The organism is Pseudomonas sp. S2_C03 (assembly GCF_054668405.1).
This window is the reverse complement of record NZ_CP162766.1, coordinates 5502435-5521222: the sequence shown is the minus strand read 5'-3', so window position 1 is coordinate 5521222 and position 18788 is coordinate 5502435. Positions and strand designations below refer to the sequence as shown.

Here is an 18788-nt window from a genome sequence, read left to right as displayed (position 1 = left end):
GCGATACCCCTTACTTACAACAAACCCGCGAATTGGAACCGGAACGAAACCTTCGCACCACCAGCTCTGCCGCAAAAAAGCCGGTGTAACACGATGTTTCCACCCGACCAGCATTTGCTCACATAAAAACAGCGAGGAATAATCCATGCTCGAAGTCATCAACGACTTCCTCTCAGGGAAAGTACTGATCGTGCTCATTGTCGGGCTCGGTAGCTACTTCACGATCCGCTCGCGTTTCGTTCAACTGCGTCATTTCTTCCACATGTTCGCGGTGTTCCGCGACAGCCTCAAAAGCAGCGCTGGCCAGCTCAGCTCGTTCCAGGCCCTGATGCTCAGCCTCGCCGGCCGAGTGGGTGCGGGCAACATTGCCGGCGTTGGCATTGCCGTGACCCTGGGTGGCCCGGGTGCCGTGTTCTGGATGTGGGTGACCGCTCTGGTCGGCATGTCCAGCAGCTTCTTCGAATGCTCCCTCGGCCAGCTGTACAAACGCTGCGACTCCGAAGGCCAGTTCCGTGGCGGTCCGTCCTACTACATTGAGCACGGCCTGAAAAAGCGCTGGCTGGGCGCGATCATGGCGTTCCTGTTGCTGGTGACCTTCGGGTTTGCCTTCAACGGCCTGCAATCCCACGCCGTGACCCACTCGCTGAACAATGCGTTCGGTTTCGACACCACTTGGACCGGCCTGGCGCTGGCGGTGTTGCTGGGCCTGGTGTTCATCGGCGGGATCAAGCGTATTGCCAAGGTCGCTGACCTGCTGGTGCCGGTGAAAACCCTGGTGTACATCGGCGTGACCATCTACGTGATCGTGCTGCAATTCGACCACGTGCCGGCCATGCTGATGACCATCGTCAAGAGCGCATTCGGTCTGGACCAGGCCTTCGGCGGTCTGGTCGGCAGTGCGATCGTCATGGGCGTGAAGCGCGGCGTGTTCGCCAACGAAGCCGGCCTTGGCAGTGCGCCAAACGTGGCGGCCGTGGCCTCGGTGGAGCATCCGGTGGCACAAGGCGTGGTACAGGCTTTCAGCGTGTTCCTCGACACCTTCGTGATCTGCACCTGCACCGCGTTGCTGATCCTGCTCTCGGGCTTTTACACCCCGGGCTTCGAAGGCGACGGCATTGCCCTGACCCAGAACTCGCTGGCGGCTGTCGTCGGCGATTGGGGTCGGATGTTCATCTCGGTGGCACTGGCGCTGTTCGTGTTCACGTCGATTCTCTACAACTACTACCTGGGCGAGAACAATCTGCGCTTCTTGATTGGTGAAAACCGCAAGGCGTTGATCGGATACCGCGTCATGGTGTTGGCCCTGATCTTCTGGGGCGCCATCGAAAACCTCGGCACGGTGTTCGCATTCGCCGACATCACCATGACGCTGTTGGCGTTCGTGAACCTGATCGCGCTGTTCCTGCTGTTCAAGGTCGGCATGCGCATCCTGCGTGACTACGACGACCAGCGTGCAGCCGGGATCAAGACGCCGGTGTTCGATTCGAGCAAGTTCCCGGACCTGGACCTGGATCTGAATGCCTGGCCAGCCAACCCGCCAGCGGCCGGCAAGGCCGAAGCCGAGGCGCAAGGCGTACCCGCAGCGCAACGCTGATCGGTTAAAGTTCGAAACACCTGTGGGAGCGAGCTTGCTCGCTCCTACAAAGGACGTCATTGTTCTCGGAGCCGCTTCATGAATTCCTCGACCTACCCCGCCGCTCAGCACGTCATGGTGCTTTACACGGGTGGCACCATCGGCATGCAGGCCAGCGCCAACGGCCTGGCCCCGGCATCCGGTTTCGAAGCGCGGATGCGCGAGTATCTGCACAGCCAGCCTGAGCGGGTCGTACCGCAGTGGCGCTTTCGCGAGATGTCTCCGCTGATCGACAGCGCCAACATGTCCCCGACGTACTGGCAGCAACTGCGTGAGGCGGTGGTCGACGCAGTGGACGTGCAAGGTTGTGACAGCGTGCTGATCCTGCACGGCACCGACACCCTGGCCTACAGCGCGGCAGCCATGAGTTTTCAACTGCTGGGCATCAAGGCTCGCGTGTGCTTTACCGGTTCGATGCTGCCTGCCGGCGTGACCGACAGCGATGCCTGGGAAAACCTTGGCGGCGCGCTGGTTGCCCTAGGTCAAGGACTGGCGCCGGGCGTGCACCTGTACTTCCACGGCGAACTGCTGGACCCGACCCGATGCGCCAAGGTGCGCAGTTTTGGCCGGCATCCGTTCAAACGCCTGGACCGTCAGGGTGGCGGTGTGAAAGCCTCGACGCTGCCGGTCGCGCTGAATTACAACCAACCCAAACAACTGGCGAACGTTGCGGTGTTGCCGCTGTTTCCGGGCATTGGCGCCGAGCAACTGGACGGCGTGCTGCAAAGCGGCATCCAGGGCCTGGTGCTGGAGTGCTACGGCAGCGGCACGGGCCCCAGCGACAACCCGCAGTTTCTCGCCGCGCTGTCGCGGGCGCGCGACAACGATGTGGTCGTCGTTGCCGTAACGCAGTGCCATGAAGGGGGTGTGGAGCTGGATGTGTACGAAGCCGGCAGCCGCTTGCGCGGTGTGGGTGTGTTGTCGGGTGGTGGCATGACCCGCGAAGCGGCGTTCGGCAAGTTGCATGGTTTGCTGGGGACCGGGCTCGATGTGGCCGAAGTACGTCGGCTCATGGAACTCGACCTGTGCGGTGAGCTGAGCTGAGCTGAGCTCCACCCCTTTGTAGGAGCGAGCATGCTCGCGATGGACGTTAACGATGACGCGGGATATCAGATATCCCGCGGTGCCCTTGCGTCCATCGCGAGCGTGCTCGCTCCTACAGGGGACCGCGTACGGCATATTCCTTGCTGTAATCCAGCCACACCCCAGGCTGGAAGCTCCCATGCTCCACTCCCACCTCACCACGCTCAACGCTGTTTCCCTGGTGCTCAACGCCTTCAAGGCCGACGGTTTGTCCAGCGAGGCGCTGTTGGCCGGCAGTGGTATCAGCACCGCAGACCTGAGCCGGGCGGACACGCGCATCACCACCAACCAGGAAATGCAGGTGTGTGCCAACGCGGTGGCGCTCAAACGCGACATCGGCCTGGAGCTGGGTCGGCGCATGCATGTTTCGTCCTACGGCATGCTCGGTTATGCGCTCCTCACCAGTGCCACCTTCGGTGACGCTTTACGTCTGGCGATGCGTTATCCGGCGCTGTTGGGAACACTTTTTGAACTGGGCCTGGAAGAAGATGGCGAACGCATCTGGTTCGTCGCCGGCGATTACCGCGAAAGCCCGGCCATGGCAGTGTTCAACGCGGAGTTTTGCATGGTGTCGTTGAAAGTCATCTGCGACGACCTGCTTGGGCATTCGCTGCCACTGCTGGCGGCACGCTTCGAACACCCTGGGCCCGACTATCGGGCAACCTATGCCGAACACTTCGATTGCCCACTGAGTTTCGACGCCCCGAACAACGCTTTCGCCTTTGATAAGCGCTGGCTCGATCAACCCTTGCCGTTGGCCGATGTCATCACCCACCAGGCCATGGCCGAACGCTGCCGCAAACAGAACACCGAATTCACCGGGCGCCAGGCCTGGCTGGGGCGAATTCGCCAACTGCTCAGCGCTCAACTCAATGCGGCACCGGGCCTGGACGGCCTGGCCGGGCAGATGAAATGCTCCACGCGAACCCTGCGCAGGCATCTCAAGGACATGGGCTGCAGTTATCAGGAGTTGCTCGACGAGCTGCGTTTCGAACAGGCCAAGCAGATGCTGTGCGAGGACCAGATGCCGATCTACCGGATTGCCGAGGCGCTGGGTTTCAGCGAGACGGCGAGTTTTCGGCATGCGTTCGTGCGCTGGAGCGGTGTAGCACCGAGTCAGTTCAGACCCTGAGTACTCACTGCCGCGCCAATAAGGGGCGAATTCCGGTCATAGGTTTTGGCCATATCAATCCCCTTTTGGCCTTTCCTGCCGTTCTCCAAAATCGCGGGTGCCGCAAGACTGTGAGCAACCGAATCAGCTTGCGGAGAACAACAAATGCTGACGATCTACTCCGATGATCACCACCTGCACCACGGCCGTTGCGAATTGATCGACGGGCAACTCAAGCCCTGTTTCGAAATGCCTTCGCGCGCCGACCATGTCCTGCAACGGGTGAACAACCAGAATTTGGGGCCGGTCGAAGCGCCCAAGGATTTCGGCCTCGACCCGATCGCCCGCGTACACACTCGCGACTACCTCGACTTCTTCAAGGGTGCCTGGGCACGCTGGACCGAATTCAATACCGACGGCGACTTGCTGCCCTACACCTGGCCAGCGCGCACCCTGCGCGCGATCAAGCCGAAAAGCCTGCACGGCGAACTCGGGTATTACAGCTTCGACGGTGGCGCCCCGATCACCGCCGGGACCTGGCAAGCGGCCTATAGCGCCGCGCAAGTGGCATTGACCGCCCAGGCGGAGATCCAGCGCGGCGCCCGCAGCGCCTTCGCCCTGTGCCGCCCGCCGGGACATCACGCCGCCAGCGATGTCATGGGTGGCTATTGCTACCTCAACAACGCTGCCATTGCCGCCCAGGCCTTCCTCGATCAGGGCCACAAGAAAGTCGCGATCCTCGACGTCGACTATCACCACGGCAATGGCACCCAGTCGATTTTCTACGAGCGCAGTGACGTCCTGTTCACCTCGATCCACGGCCACCCGGAAGCCGAGTTTCCGTTTTTCCTTGGTTTTGACGATGAGTTGGGCGAAGGCGCGGGCGAAGGTTTCAACTTCAACTACCCACTGCCCGCCGGCAGCGGTTGGGACACCTGGAGCGCTGCGCTGGAACAGGCCTGCAAAGAGATCGAAAACTACGGCGCCGACATCATCGTCGTTTCACTGGGCGTCGATACGTTCAAGGACGATCCGATCTCGCAATTCAAGCTCGACAGCCCGGATTACCTGGCGATGGGCAAGCGAATCGCCGGTCTCGGCAAGCCCACGCTGTTCGTGATGGAAGGCGGTTATGCGGTCGAGGAAATCGGCATCAACGCCGTGAACGTACTCGAAGGTTTTGAAAGTTTCTAATCAGTCATCCGCCCCAAAGACCCGCACACTGCGGGTCTTTTTTTGCCCACGATATTTATCTACCGCCAGCCGGCGGCGTCCGCCCGATAACGTCTTCGACCCCAAAGCTGTGTCATCTGCAGCGGTCATCAGGAGACAACCATGTCCGAAACCACCTTCCAGAAAGAACTGGATTTACTGACCGAACTGATCACGGGCCCCTTGATCACTGAAGTCGCCGCCAATGTGCTGCGGCCAGCGCTTGCCGCGTTGTACCCGCACTTGGAAATCAATCCGGCGCTCGCCACGGTCGTGAGTCCGACCTGGGTGATCACCACCGGACACGTGATCCCCGGAAAAAACACCTACGAATCCCTGACCAATGTGCTGATACGCCTGGGGTACACGCGGGGGTACGTGAATTACATCGACGGCGAACACTTTCTGACACTGCATCCGGGTGTCGAACCGATGGTTCAACTGGCCGTGAAGATCGATGCCATCGGCGGCCTGCTCAATTCGCTCGCACCGCTGTTGTTCAATGCATTTCAGCAACAACAGCTCGATTACTGGAACACGCTGATCCGCCCCTCAACGCCGCGATGGCATCAACTCTCGCTGTCGCTGCAAGGCATCTGGAACCTCGACCCGACCCTGGATTGGAACGAAGACGAAAAAGCCATGGCGCGTGCGGTGTTCAGCCAGCCGGATCGGGCAATACGACGGATGACCGACAAGTACCTGACCAAGGCGTGCCTGATCGACATTGACGTGGTGGCAGAACCAGGCACAACGGATAAGCACTCGTGGATTCTCGATGCGGCCGTTCTCGTTGGCACACTCGGCGGGCGGACGTACGTGATCACGCACTCGATCATCGAGGGATTCAAACGTTACGACTCTTTGGACGCATTGGGTAAAAGGCTGCCCACCCAGCAGAACATCCAGTGGCGACTGTATGAGCCCGACGGCCATTTTTTTCATCATCAGGCCTGCGCACTCATTGCCCTGGAAGTCGACGCCATTGGCGACCTTAACCGCCCTGACAAGTCCTCGCCAGTGAACCCGTCATCGCCCTCGAATCCTCATCCCAGGAATTTCACGAGCGGCGACCAACCACCGTCCTCCTACTTCAGCAAAGTCGAAGCCTTGACGCCCAACTGGCTGAAACGTGCTTCACCGGCAGACCTCACCCGCTACAGCCGGCACTTGATGGACATTGCCAACTTGCGAGAAAAGGATGCGGGCAAGACCTTTCTTGACGACATTCCGGCATTGCGCGAATTCACCCTGCAACGGCTGCGCGAGCGGATCATCAAGGATCACCCCGATGCCTCGACGCTCAAGCTTGAGGACGTCGAATTCAGTATCACCAGCGTGGTGGTGATCGGGACCTTTGTCGTACCGACGAAGACCCAGACCCTGCGGCTCTCGCTGGTGGACCTGGCATTGCAAAATCTGGTCGGCCTACCGCTGGGGAACAAGGCTGTGCAGTACAAAAACCGCAACCCGACGCCAGGCTGGATGACCGCCGAGTATCTGGAGCAACTGGTCACTCAGGTGGACATTGGCCAGACCTATCCCGCCCTGATCAAGCGCAAGCTGCTCACCGACACGCAGGACACATCACGCAGGCAAGGCTTGTACAGTCGGCACCTGCGCATCCAGCTGCCGCTGCAAGCGCTGCAACGCAAGATCCGCGGCGAGGAAGGTCTCGACGAGCGCGGTTATCAATACCTGCTGGCGGTCATGCAGGAGGACCCCGCTCTGCGCTATGTCGACGGGCTGGAAATCATCATTCGGCCGTTGGCGTTCGTCACTGGCGACGATGCCGAGAGCTCGGCGGATACGGTCGCGAACATGTTTGTCATCGGGCCACGCTTGGCGACCAAGGGTCCGTGCCTGCTCTACCGACCGCTGCTTGAGCATCCGCTGTTGCAATATCCAGGCGAGGCGAACCTGCTGTATGCGATCAGACACAGCACAATACTGCGGCAATCCATCCTGGCCTGGCTGCCGGACGGCGTGCGTTTCAACTACTCGCAATACGTCTTTCCCGGCGAGCTGCCGGCGGTCTGGACCATTGGCCAATTGCTGGTGGAGCCCAACTCGTTACTCGGCAAGATGGCCAATGTGAGGTTCAGCACCACGGCAGTGGAGGGTGAACCGGTCGCCGCGTTATTCAAAGCCAACGCCGACGCGATCGTCACACTGGCGGATCGCCAATCGGTGTCCAACGCCGAGGCCCGCTGGACCACACTCAAGCACGGTGCGTGGATGATGTTCAGCGTGGCGCTGCCGTTCCTCGGTCGCACAGTGAGTACGGCGGCGTGGATCTGGCAAATCATGGACGACTTGCAACAAGCCAACGACGCCTGGACGAACGACGACCACGAGGGGAGCTGGTCGGCCATGACGGATTTGCTACTGACCCTCGGCATGGTGCTCGCCCATCAGGCCGCCGCCCGGCAGAGATCCTCTGCAAAAGTGCTGGAGAAAACCATCGTGGAGCGTCCCGCCTCGCCCGCATTGCCTGCACCCAAGGCGAGCGTGATTCGCCTGCCGGATTGGCAAGCCAGCCTACCCCCCGCCGCCCACGAATCCTCGTTGCACGCGCTCGGCGCGCTGACCTCCAAGGGCCTGGGTGAAGTCCTCGACGGCCTGAGCATTGCCGAACCAGCCGACCTCAAGCCACCGGCGCTCGACCCCGGTGCCTACCAGTATCTGAGGGGGCTCAACCATCAGTGGTACGCCAAAGTCGGTCAGCGTTGGTTCGAAGTCGCGCTCAACGACAACGAAGACGTGCAGATCATCGACTCGCGCAAGACACCGGCGGCCAAAGGTCCGTTATTGATTCATTCAGCCAAGGGGGAGTGGTTTGTCGACATGCGTCTTCGATTGCGTGGCGGTGGTCGTCGCCAGATGCTCATGCGCCAGAACGAGCAGCGCAAGACAGACTTGAGGCAGAAACTGGAAGCGTTCGACATTCGAAAACGTGAGCTGGAAGTGCAACTGCAAAAAGCTGAAAAAGCCTTCTCCAAATCCAGTCGCCAGGCGCTGGGCGAAACGCTGGATGCGCAGGTGGTGGAGTACGGCGCCTACATCCAACAGGTCAAGGACTTCAACGCACTTGAGCCACTGCAGAACTATCGACCGGTGCTGGTCAGTTGTCTGGATCAACAATTATCGCTGACGCAAAAATGGTTCGCCCTGCAACACAACAGCTTCAGGGAAGCCATGCGCCAGTCCCTTGCACTGCTCGACCACGAAACATTCGAAAGCGATCGGACGCCTCGCCAGATCCATCAACTCACCAGTGACATGACGCAGGGCTTTATCGACAGAATCGAGTTCGCCCAGGCCCGAATTGATGAAATGACTCGACTGGGCAAGGACGCCAGCGAAATCGCCCGTGATTACTCAATGCACATGCCAGGGTTCAAAATGCAGGATCTGAAAATGTTCCAGATCAGCATTGCTCAAGAGCTGTGCCTCAACGATGCCGCACCGGGTGACTCGGCGTCGGCGCGACAAGCCATGGAGAGAGTTGTCGAAGACGTCTGCCTGACAATCCAGTCGTCCCTGGACCTCACCGCTGAAGGCGAGACTCTGCCATTGCTGGAGCGAATCGACGGTTTCAATGACCTGGTGGAGCAATTTTCCAACCTCGATCAGCGCATTGCCGATCTGGGACCCGAGTTTCCCGATGAACTCCTGGACGCTCCCCTTGACCTCATGCGCGAACGGGTCAAGGCGTTCAACGAACCCACCACGCAGCAATTGGCCCACCTGCTGATTGAACGCAGGCTGCTCGAACCGACACCTGGACCGTCCCGGCCCGCACCACCGCATAGCCGCATCATCAAGACGCGCTTCAAGGGTACGGTGGTCGGCACCCCACGCCAGCGAGTGGCGGGCGAGGAAGCTGATCTGTTTGACGTGAAATCACCCCTGACCGGCCAGGTGATCGCGACCTTTCACGAGAAAACCCCGGGCAACTGGCTTGAACATGTGCCTGCGCAAACGCCGTCGACGGCACGCCCCAACCTCGACCCCAGTATTCAGAAGGGTCAGATGCTGTTCGACCAGATGGCGTCCTTCAGCCGTCGAACCGAATCGCACGCCAACCAGGCAGGGCGCATTCCGGTGGAAATCGAGGACATGTTCAGTCAACAGGCCCGCCGAATGACAGAAGCGGCCGACGCCATCGAAAACGCCCTGACCGACCTGAACGCCACGGACGGCGGCCAGGTGTCAGCCGTCAACCTGGTCAAGCAGCTCAATGACGGCGCCGCCAGCCTGTACGAAAAGGGGCGTCAGTGCCGAATCAATATGATCAAAAAACAACCACCCACCGCCGCCCGGGTTCAATGGCTGCAGGATCAGGGCCTGGTGGACATTGTTCGGATTCCTGGGCGAACCCGGCTAAAGGGGCAACGAAAGGATTTTCTCGAGGAGTACGAAATCCGCGAGCGCGTAGCAGGCGACAGCAAGGGGGTGCTCTGGTATGCGCACTTTCATTACCCCAAGCCAGACACGCCGATTGATGGCTACACGGCAGCCCATCTGAAAACCGTTTCTCAACGCAAATTGGGCAGTGGGTTCGAAATGAAAACCGCACCGTCCAACAACGAACTGATCGAAATCTATCGCAGCGAAATCAGTCCGCAATTGGCCAAGGCGCTGTTCCTGCCCTCAAAAAACTGACCCATCCCCTGTAGGAGCGAGCATGTCGAGGCGTCGAACCGTCGCGATGGAGGTCAACGATAACGCGGGCTGCCTGGATGCCAACGGTGCCTGTGATTCCATCGCGAGCATGCTCGCTCCTGCAGGGTTGGGAATGGGGTCAGCGCCAGGCTTTTTTCAACCGCGTCAGCGCCGCCCGGATATCCGCCTCCGGCACCGCTGCAAAGCCAAGCACCAGCCCGGCACGCAGGTCCAGCGGCGTTTGTGAGTCGGGCAGCCAGTAGCTGCTCAGCGGGTTGATCTCGACATCGACACGTGCGGCCTTCTCGACCAGTTCCTGCTCTCGGGCCTTTGAGTCCACTGCCACCGTCAAGTGAAGCCCGGCCGCTACACTCGGCAGTTGGCCGACACCTGAAATGCCCTGGGGCCAATCCGCCATGAGTGTGTTGCGCCGGCTCAAGGCTGCGCGGCGCATCCGGCGGATGTGGCGCTGAAAGTGCCCGGCCGCCATGAATTCAGCCATGACCGCCTGGGTGCTCACTTCGGAGTGCCGGACATCCACCGCACGCCGCCGCGAAAACGCGTCCACCAGCCCCGGAGGTAAAACCAGGTAGCCCAGGCGCAAGGCCGGAAAGGCGACTTTGCCGAAGGTGCCGACATACAGCACCCGCCCCTGCCGATCGAGGGCGGCCAGCGGCGCCAATGGCGCGCCGGTGTAACGGTACTCGCCGTCGTAGTCGTCTTCGACGATCCAACCCTGATTCCGCTCGGCCCAGGCCAGCAATTCAAGACGCCGTGCCAGGCTCATGACGACACCGCTCGGGTACTGGTGCGAAGGGGTGACATACGCCAGCCGGCAATTGCTGTAGGTCGCCAACTCATTGCAGTCGATACCCTCGCTGTCCACCGCCACACCTTGCAGGCGCGCTCCGGCCACGGCGAAGGCATGACCCGCTGCGCGATACCCCGGATTTTCGATAGCCACCCCATCGCCCGACTCCACCAGCAGCTGTGCACAAAGGCTAATCCCTTGCTGCGCCCCACTGGTGATCACAATTTGCTCAGCCGTGCACTGCATACCTCGGGAACTGCGCAGGTACGCGGCAATGAGCCCTCGCAAGCGCTCATCACCTGCCGGGTCGCCATAACACAACTGGTGCAAATCCGGTTTGCGCCAGAAAGCCGCGTTCAGCTTGGCCCACACCTCGAAAGGGAACAGATCGAATGCCGGAACACCCACCCGAAATGCTCGGGGAGGACCGCTCGGCGGCAAGGCCAAATGGTTATTTTCGACCCTCTCCATCGCGCCACTGTGGATAACTTTACTGGATGGAACCACAGGTAAATCCAGCAAATTTGTGGATAACCCTGTGGGTAAGCCTGTTGAAAAGCCTGTGGATACTTTTGTGGATAGTTTTTTTGTCTGCGGCAGTTGAGCCACGTACGTGCCGTCGCCCACTCGCCCTTCAATGAAGCCCTCGGCGTAGAGCTGATCGTAGGCCCTGACCACGCTGTTGCGCGAAATCGCCAACGCGCCAGCCAGATCCCGACTGGCTGGCAACCGGGTGCCGCTGACCAATCGCCCGTCGAGCACCCGTGCGCGCAACGCTTGATAGAGCTGACGACTCAGCCCCTGGCGTCGATCGAGTTCTATGCCCGCCGGGTTGAATGAAAGCGAAAGCGGCACGTCCGTCATGGTAATGGACCTATTAAATGGGTCTTAAATGGCTCTTACAACAGACCAATAGCCTGCCTAGGATGCAAGCAATCGCCAAGGAAAATATCCATGTACACGCCACGTAGTTTTGCCATCGACGATTTGCAGCAGATACAGCAGCAAATGCGGGATACCCGCTTGGCCGTGCTCGTGACCCACGGTGCGCAGGGCTTGCAGGCCAGTCACTTGCCACTGTTGCTGCGTCCGGACGAGGGCGCCAACGGCACTCTCTACGGTCACTTTGCCCGCGCCAATCCACAGTGGAAGGACCTGCAGGACGGCGCCGAGGCGCTGGTGATCTTCGCTGGTCCCGACGCCTACGTGAGCCCCGGGTTCTATCCGAGCAAGGCCGAACACGGAAAGGCTGTACCGACCTGGAACTACATCGCGGTGCACGCCTATGGCACTGCCGACGTATTCACCGACACCGGACGCCTGCATGACCTGGTCAGTGCATTGACCGATCGCCACGAAACCGGCCGCCCACAGCCGTGGAAGGTCACCGATGCCCCCGCCGACTACATCGACGGCATGCTCAAGGCCATCGTCGGTTTTGCCTTGCCGATCCAACGCCTGGAGGGCAAACGCAAGCTCGGCCAGAACCGCAGCAGCGCAGACGTTGCCGGCGTGCGCGAAGGGCTTGCCGCCAGCCCGGATGCCCAGGACCGCGCCCTCGCCCACTTGATGACATAAGGAACACCCATGAGCCAGATAGAAATCCGTCAGGTCAGCGCTGACGATCACGCCGCGTGGCTGCCGTTGTGGCAGGCCTACCTGCGCTTTTACAAAACCGAGTTACCGGAGGCGGTCAGCCAGAGCACCTGGCAGCGCATCCTCGACCCGAGCGAACCGACCCACGCCGCGCTGGCCTGGGCGGATGGCAAAGCGGTGGGCATGGTGCATTTCATCTACCATCGCTCCAACTGGGCCATCGAAAACTCCTGCTATCTGCAAGACTTGCTGGTGGTGCCTGAAACCCGTGGCACCGGTGTCGGCCGCCAGTTGATCGAATTCGTCTATGCCACGGCCAAGGCCGATGGTTGCAGCAAAGTCCACTGGCTGACCCACGAAACCAATGCCACCGCGATCCAGCTCTACGAGCGCATCGCCGAACGCCCGGGTTTCATCCAGTTTCGCAAAGCCATTTAAGGTTCAAGGAGAACACGATGTCGACTTCACTCGCCGATTGGAAAGGCGCCCCGGCCCCCACCGTGCAAACCCTCGAAGGGCGCTTCATTCGCCTGGAAAGACTCGACCCGGCGCGACACGGCGACGAGCTGTTCAACGCTTTGCATGGTCCCGGCGCCGACCCGAAACTGTGGGACTACCTGCCTTACGGCCCGTTCCCGGAGCGCAGCGCCTTCAATGACTGGCTGAACAACCACGCCGCCAGCAGCGACCCGTATTTCTTCAGCGTGGTCGACCGTGCCAGCGGTGAAGTGCAAGGCATCCTCAGCCTGATGTCGATCGTACCGTCCCAGGGCCGTATCGAAATTGGACACGTGACCTTCGGCGCGCCGATGCAGCGCTCGCCGAAAAGCACCGAGGCGGTTTACCTGCTGGCCAAAGAATCATTCGCCTTGGGCTACCGTCGCCTGGAGTGGAAATGCAACAACGGCAATGCCCGCTCCAAATACGCGGCAGAACGCCTGGGCTTCAGTTTTGAAGGCGTGTTCCGCCAGCACATGGTAGTCAAGGGACAGAACCGCGATACAGCGTGGTACTCGATCATCGACTCGGAGTGGCCGGCAGTCGCAGCGGGTTTCGAGCGCTGGTTGAGTGATGAGAATCAGTTGGGGGCCGGGCAAGTGAAGACGCTGGCGGAGTGCCGGGGATAAGTCACCGACGTCTGCACAGAGGCCTCCGAGCCCAAGTATGCGAAGGCGCTCTCGGTTCAATCCCTGCGGATGCGCACCACCCCCATCTTCATGCCAAAGGGACGGAACACGGCATTCAGCGATTTGAGTGTCTGGTTCCCTTCCCCATGCTCAATGTGTACCAGTGTGCGCACCGATATCCTGCACATTTTCGCGAACTGAACCTGGTGCATGCCTGTGACCTCGACCCGCAATCGCCGGACGGCTTCGCCGATTTCAAGCGTGCCCTGATTCAACGCTTCCTGAATGCTGTCCAAGAGCACTGCACGTTCAGCGACGGTCATGCTCATTTCAGATGCCACTCTTTCAAACGTTGCTCCAGGTTTTTCAGGGCTACACACGCAACATAATGCATATGCATTGACGTAACAGTCGTAATAAACGCAATAAAATGCAGATCTTCAACACTTTTACCCCGCAAATCTGCAAAACAATGCACACACACCTCAGTCGAAGAATCCTCTGTAGGCTTAAACCAGCAATGAGTACAGCGTCTACAGTGCGCCTGTGGATCGGGACACGTTGATGGTCGATGCCGGCCTGGACCTGAACCTCTCGGCACACAATACGCTGGGCGTGGGTTTGAACGGAGAAAGGGGCAGCGACAGTCGCGGCCATGGCCTGATGGGGCCGTGGCGCATAAGCTTTTGAGCGGCGACGAAATTCGGGCAAAAAAAAGGGGAGCACCCGCTCCCCCGAGGATTAAAACGTTGTGACCGAGGCTGTTAGATCAGCCTTCGATCTCGATCAGGATTTCGCCCGGGTTTACCCGGTCGCCCTTGGCCACGTGAATGGCGGTGACCTTGCCGGCAATGGCTGCCTGGACTTCGGTTTCCATTTTCATGGCTTCGGTGATCAGTACGGCCTGGCCAGCCTTGACGGTGTCGCCTTCCTTGACCAGTACGTCGACGATGTTGCCCGGCATGGTGGTGCTGACATGGCCCGGTGCAGTCGCTTGCTTGCGCTTGCTGCTACCACCGCCGACGAATTCGTTCAGCGGCTCGAACACCACTTCCTCCGGCATGCCGTCGATGGACAGATAGAAGTGACGCTTGCCTTCGGCCTTCACGCCGACACCGGTGATGTCGACACGGTAGGTTTCGCCGTGGACGTCGATGACGAACTCAGTCGGTACGCCTTCACCACCGGCGGAAGCGACCTTGCCGGCTTCCGGAATCGGCAACAGCACTTCCGGAGTCAGGGTGCCGGCAGCGCGTTCCTCGAGGAACTTGCGGCCAATGTCCGGGAACATGGCGAAGGTCAGCACGTCTTCTTCGGACTTGGCCAACGCACCGATCTCTTCACGCAGCTTGGCCATTTCCGGCTTGAGCAGGTCGGCTGGACGCACGTCGATGACGTCTTCGCTGCCAATGGCCTGGCGACGCAGTTGCTCGTTCACGGTGCCCGGTGCCTTGCCGTAGCCACCTTGCAGGTACAGCTTCACTTCGTTGGTGATGGTCTTGTAGCGCTCGCCGGCCAGCACGTTGAAGAACGCCTGGGTACCCACGATCTGTGAAGTCGGAGTCACCAGAGGCGGGAAGCCGAGGTCTTCGCGCACCCGCGGGATTTCTGCCAACACTTCGCCCATCCGGTTCAGGGCGCCCTGTTCCTTGAGCTGGTTGGCCAGGTTGGAAATCATCCCGCCTGGAACCTGGTTGACCTGCACGCGGGTATCGACTGCGGTGAATTCACTTTCGAACTGGTGGTACTTCTTGCGCACGGCGTAGAAGTACAAACCAATCTCTTGCAGCAGTTCCAGGTTCAAGCCGGTGTCGAACTCGCTGCCCTTGAGGGCAGCGACCATCGACTCGGTGCCCGGGTGGCTGGTACCCCAGGCGAAGCTGGAGATGGCGGTGTCAATGTGGTCGGCACCGTTTTCGATTGCCTTGAGCTGGCACATCGCGGCGAGGCCGGCGGTGTCGTGGGAGTGGATGAACACCGGCAACGACTGCTCGGCCTTCAATGCCTTGACCAGTTCGCCCGTGGCGTAAGGGGTCAGCAGGCCGGCCATGTCCTTTATCGCCACCGAGTCGCAACCCATGGCTTCCATTTGTTTGGCTTGTGCCACGAACGCCTCGATGGTGTGCACCGGGCTCGTGGTGTAGGCGATGGTGCCCTGGGCATGTTTGCCGGAGGCTTTCACGGCTTCGATGGCCACGCGCAGGTTACGCACGTCGTTCATGGCATCGAAAATACGGAACACATCGATGCCGTTGACCGCGGCCTTGGCGACGAAGGCCTTGACCACGTCATCGCTGTAGTGGCGGTAGCCCAGCAGGTTCTGGCCGCGCAGCAGCATTTGCAGGCGGGTGTTGGGCAGCGCGGCGCGCAGTTGGCGCAGGCGCTCCCACGGATCTTCCTTGAGGAAGCGTACGCAGGCGTCAAACGTGGCGCCGCCCCAGCACTCCAGCGACCAGTAGCCGACTTTGTCGAGCTTGTCGCAGATCGGCAGCATGTCTTCGGTGCGCATGCGGGTCGCGAGCAGCGATTGGTGGGCGTCGCGCAGGATGGTGTCAGTAACGAAGATCTTCTTAGTCATTGGTATCTCCTCATAGCGGCAAGCTTCGAGCTACAAGCGTCAAGCAAAAGCAGATCGGCTTTTACTTGCAGCTTGCAGCTCGGCGCTTGCAGCTGTTTCATTCATAGGCCTGCGTGGGCGGCGATGGCGGCGGCGATGGCCAGGGCCAGCTCTTCGGGTTTGCGCTTGATCGAGTAGTTGGTCAGTTCAGGGTGGCTTTCAACGAAGCTGGTGTTGAACTGGCCGCTACGAAATTCCGGGTTGCGCAGGATTTCCTGGTAGTACGCGGCGGTGGTCTTGACCCCTTGCAGACGCATGTCGTCGAGGGCGCGCAAGCCACGGTCCATCGCTTCTTCCCAAGTCAGCGCCCACACCACCAGTTTCAGGCACATGGAGTCGTAGAATGGCGGAATGGTGTAGCCGGTGTAGATCGCCGTGTCGGTGCGCACGCCGGGACCGCCGGGCGCGTAGTAACGGGTGATCTTGCCGAAGCTGGGCAGGAAGTTGTTTTTCGGGTCTTCGGCATTGATCCGGAACTGCAGCGCGAAGCCACGGTGCTGGATGTCTTCCTGTTTTACCGAGAGCGGCAAGCCGGAAGCGATGCGGATCTGCTCACGGACGATGTCGATGCCCGTGATTTCTTCGGTGATGGTGTGTTCCACCTGCACCCGGGTGTTCATCTCCATGAAGTACACCTCGCCCTCGGCGAGCAGGAACTCCACGGTGCCGGCATTCTCGTAGCCCACGGCCTTGGCGGCGCGCACCGACAGGTCACCAATGTAGGCGCGCTGTTCGGGGGTCAGTTGCGGGCTCGGGGCGATCTCGATGAGCTTCTGGTTGCGGCGCTGGATCGAACAGTCACGCTCGAACAGATGCACCACATTGCCAAAGCTGTCGCCGAGGATCTGCGCTTCGATGTGCTTGGGGTTTACGATGCATTTTTCCAGGAACACTTCCGCCGAACCGAACGCCTTGGTGGCCTCGGAAATCACTCGAGGGAAAGCCTGTTCAAGTTCCTCGCGGCTGTTGCAGCGACGGATACCACGGCCGCCACCACCGGAGGTCGCCTTGAGCATCACCGGATAACCGATGCGGTCGCCTTCGGTGAGGGCTTCTTCGATGCCGGATACGTTGCCTTCGGTGCCCGGAGTCACCGGTACGCCGGCCTTGATCATGCTGCGACGAGCTTCGGTCTTGTCCCCCATGCGGCGGATGACTTCAGCCGAGGGGCCGATGAATTTGATGCCGCGTTCGGCGCAAATCTCTGCCAGCTCGGCGTTTTCCGACAGGAAACCATAGCCGGGATGCAAGGCATCGCAGCCAGTTTCCACCGCCAGGTTCACCAGCTTGCGCGGGTTCAGGTACCCGGCCAGTGGCTCGGCGCCAATGCTGTGAGCCTCGTCTGCACGCTTCACGTGCAGCGCATGGCGGTCGGCATCAGAGAAAATCGCCACCGAGCGGATGCCCATCTCGGCGCAGGCTCGCACGATGCGGACGGCAATCTCACCACGATTGGCGATCAGGATCTTTGTTATCACTTGGAGTTTCCCTTGAGCCGCTGGTACCCACGACCTGCTAGACCAGGTCGACGCGTGACCAAATGTTTCAATTTAGTCGCAACCCCACACTAGCCCGCACAAGGGATTAACAAAAATGATTAATTATTGGGTCATGCATAAGTAAAGACTTATAGTTGAACCATCAGCCTGCGGCAGGAGTGATCGGATAATGCGTAAGTCATTGATGCGTATGACATTGCGTCAATTGCAGATTTTCAACGAGGTGTGCGACCTGCGCTCATACAGCCGCGCCGCCGACGAAATGTCACTCACTCAACCCGCCGTGAGCCTGCAGATTCGTCAGCTCGAAGAGCTGATTGGCCAGCCTCTGTTCGACTACGTCGGCAAAAAGCTCTACATGACCGAAGCCGCTGAAGCGCTTCAGCGAGCCAGTCGCGACATCTTCGGTCGCCTGGAAAATCTCGACATGCAGCTGTCGGACATGCAGGGTTCGTTGCAGGGCCAACTGAAACTGGCCATCGAATCCAGCGCGAAATATTTCGTGCCGCACTTGTTTGCCGCGTTCAAGCGCCAGCATCCGGAGGTCAACCTGCAACTGACGGTGGTCAACCGTGGGCAGGTGATCCGCCGCCTCTCGGACAACCGTGATGACTTGGTGATCATGTCCATGGTTCCGCAGGACATGGGGCTGGAATTCTTGCCTTTCCTCAACAATCCGATCGTCGCGGCGGCGCCGCCCGATCATCCGCTGTGTCACATGGGCCCGCTGCGCTTGCAGGATCTGGAACCCTATACCCTGCTGCTGCGCGAGCCCGGCTCCGGTACGCGCATGGCCTGCGAGGAGTATTTCAAGGAGAAGCGCGTGCACTTCAACCAGACTCAGGAGGTCTCGTCGGCCGAAGCTCAAAGGGAATGCGTGTTGGCGGGTCTGGGCGTCGCGCTGATGACGCGCCACGCCCTGAACCTGGAATTGGCGACCGGTGGTTTGATTGAGTTACCGGTCGAGGAGCTGCCGCTGTTTCGCAGTTGGTGCCTGGTCCAGGCCAAGGCCAAGCGGCTGTCGCCGGTGGCCCACGCATTCCTTGCGTTCATCCGCAGCGAACGGGTGCAGATCAGCGCCCTGGTTGAGCGTTTCGACGGGAAGTTGCGGGAGTTGCCTGCCAGTAGTTGAGTTCCAGCTCTGGAAAATCACCGATCTCGGCCATTAACTGGCGGCGCTCGCAGCGATCTTCGATGGCGCGGCGAAACTCCATGCGGCGCTGGTCTTCCTGTTGACGACGGGTTCTGACAGCGCTGTTGCGTTCTTCGTAGGGCTGGGCCATTTCGAGTCTCCCAAGGCGAGTACGGGAGTTACAGGATGGGCGCGGGGGATGACGATTTGGCGGCGGGTGGGTTACAGGCTGATGAAAGTTGCCGATTTGGAAGGCGCTATCGCGACGGTGCGACGACTCGACAAGCCCGCTCCTACAG

At 60.2% G+C, this 18788-nt stretch carries 14 protein-coding genes; 9 read left to right on the top strand and 5 right to left on the bottom strand.

Annotation, left to right across the window (positions count from 1 at the left end; genetic code table 11):
• Positions 1 to 145: 145 nt before the first annotated feature.
• The 5 genes from AB4N64_RS25360 to AB4N64_RS25340 all read left to right on the top strand — a co-directional run bounded on the left by AB4N64_RS25360 (position 146) and on the right by AB4N64_RS25340 (position 9707).
• Entirely contained in the window at positions 146 to 1594 is a 1449-nt protein-coding gene (locus tag AB4N64_RS25360; protein WP_460119612.1) for an alanine/glycine:cation symporter family protein, read from the top strand.
• Positions 1595 to 1672: 78 nt separating this feature from the next.
• On the top strand, positions 1673 to 2677 hold the full coding sequence (locus tag AB4N64_RS25355) for an asparaginase (RefSeq protein WP_460119610.1): 1005 nt from the start codon (positions 1673 to 1675) through the stop codon (positions 2675 to 2677).
• Between the two features lie 178 nt (positions 2678 to 2855).
• Complete coding sequence (locus AB4N64_RS25350) at positions 2856 to 3848, top strand: AraC family transcriptional regulator (RefSeq protein WP_460119608.1); 993 nt, start codon at positions 2856 to 2858, stop codon at positions 3846 to 3848.
• A gap of 144 nt (positions 3849 to 3992) precedes the next feature.
• Positions 3993 to 5021 (top strand): histone deacetylase family protein, encoded by a 1029-nt coding sequence (locus AB4N64_RS25345; RefSeq protein ID WP_460119606.1) that lies wholly within the window; start codon positions 3993 to 3995, stop codon positions 5019 to 5021.
• Between the two features lie 141 nt (positions 5022 to 5162).
• Positions 5163 to 9707, top strand: a complete 4545-nt coding sequence (locus tag AB4N64_RS25340) for a dermonecrotic toxin domain-containing protein (RefSeq protein WP_460119604.1) — start codon at positions 5163 to 5165, stop codon at positions 9705 to 9707.
• A gap of 139 nt (positions 9708 to 9846) precedes the next feature.
• On the opposite strand, the gene pdxR is transcribed toward AB4N64_RS25340, so the two are convergent.
• The gene (gene pdxR, locus AB4N64_RS25335) at positions 9847 to 11382 is read right to left on the bottom strand and encodes a MocR-like pyridoxine biosynthesis transcription factor PdxR (RefSeq protein WP_460119602.1); all 1536 of its coding nucleotides are present in this window, start codon (positions 11380 to 11382) and stop codon (positions 9847 to 9849) included.
• Positions 11383 to 11472: 90 nt separating this feature from the next.
• Between pdxR and AB4N64_RS25330 the strand changes: the two genes are divergently transcribed.
• Genes AB4N64_RS25330 through AB4N64_RS25320 form a run of 3 tightly spaced genes read left to right on the top strand, consistent with a single transcriptional unit; the run spans position 11473 to position 13241 of the window.
• Positions 11473 to 12096, top strand: coding sequence for an FMN-binding negative transcriptional regulator (locus tag AB4N64_RS25330; protein ID WP_460119600.1), 624 nt, complete (start codon positions 11473 to 11475; stop codon positions 12094 to 12096).
• Between the two features lie 9 nt (positions 12097 to 12105).
• The gene (locus AB4N64_RS25325; RefSeq protein ID WP_460119599.1) at positions 12106 to 12552 is read left to right on the top strand and encodes an N-acetyltransferase family protein; all 447 of its coding nucleotides are present in this window, start codon (positions 12106 to 12108) and stop codon (positions 12550 to 12552) included.
• A gap of 17 nt (positions 12553 to 12569) precedes the next feature.
• Positions 12570 to 13241, top strand: a complete 672-nt coding sequence (locus AB4N64_RS25320) for a GNAT family N-acetyltransferase (protein ID WP_460119597.1) — start codon at positions 12570 to 12572, stop codon at positions 13239 to 13241.
• A gap of 56 nt (positions 13242 to 13297) precedes the next feature.
• Here AB4N64_RS25320 and AB4N64_RS25315 read toward each other — a convergent pair whose 3' ends face one another.
• From AB4N64_RS25315 to AB4N64_RS25305, 3 genes are all read right to left on the bottom strand, one after another.
• Positions 13298 to 13570 (bottom strand): transcriptional regulator, encoded by a 273-nt coding sequence (locus tag AB4N64_RS25315; RefSeq protein ID WP_460119596.1) that lies wholly within the window; start codon positions 13568 to 13570, stop codon positions 13298 to 13300.
• A gap of 440 nt (positions 13571 to 14010) precedes the next feature.
• Positions 14011 to 15819 carry a sodium-extruding oxaloacetate decarboxylase subunit alpha gene (oadA, locus tag AB4N64_RS25310; protein WP_460119594.1) on the bottom strand — a complete coding sequence of 603 codons (1809 nt, stop codon included), beginning with the start codon at positions 15817 to 15819 and terminating at the stop codon, positions 14011 to 14013.
• A 101-nt stretch (positions 15820 to 15920) separates the two neighbouring features.
• Positions 15921 to 17336 (bottom strand): acetyl-CoA carboxylase biotin carboxylase subunit, encoded by a 1416-nt coding sequence (locus tag AB4N64_RS25305; protein ID WP_460119592.1) that lies wholly within the window; start codon positions 17334 to 17336, stop codon positions 15921 to 15923.
• Positions 17337 to 17526: 190 nt separating this feature from the next.
• On the opposite strand from AB4N64_RS25305, the gene AB4N64_RS25300 reads away from it, so the two are divergent.
• Positions 17527 to 18489 (top strand): LysR family transcriptional regulator, encoded by a 963-nt coding sequence (locus AB4N64_RS25300; protein WP_460119590.1) that lies wholly within the window; start codon positions 17527 to 17529, stop codon positions 18487 to 18489.
• Here AB4N64_RS25300 and AB4N64_RS25295 read toward each other — a convergent pair.
• Positions 18431 to 18640, bottom strand: coding sequence for a PA3496 family putative envelope integrity protein (locus AB4N64_RS25295; protein WP_460119588.1), 210 nt, complete (start codon positions 18638 to 18640; stop codon positions 18431 to 18433). The genes AB4N64_RS25300 and AB4N64_RS25295 overlap by 59 nt on opposite strands.
• Positions 18641 to 18788 lie beyond the last annotated feature (148 nt).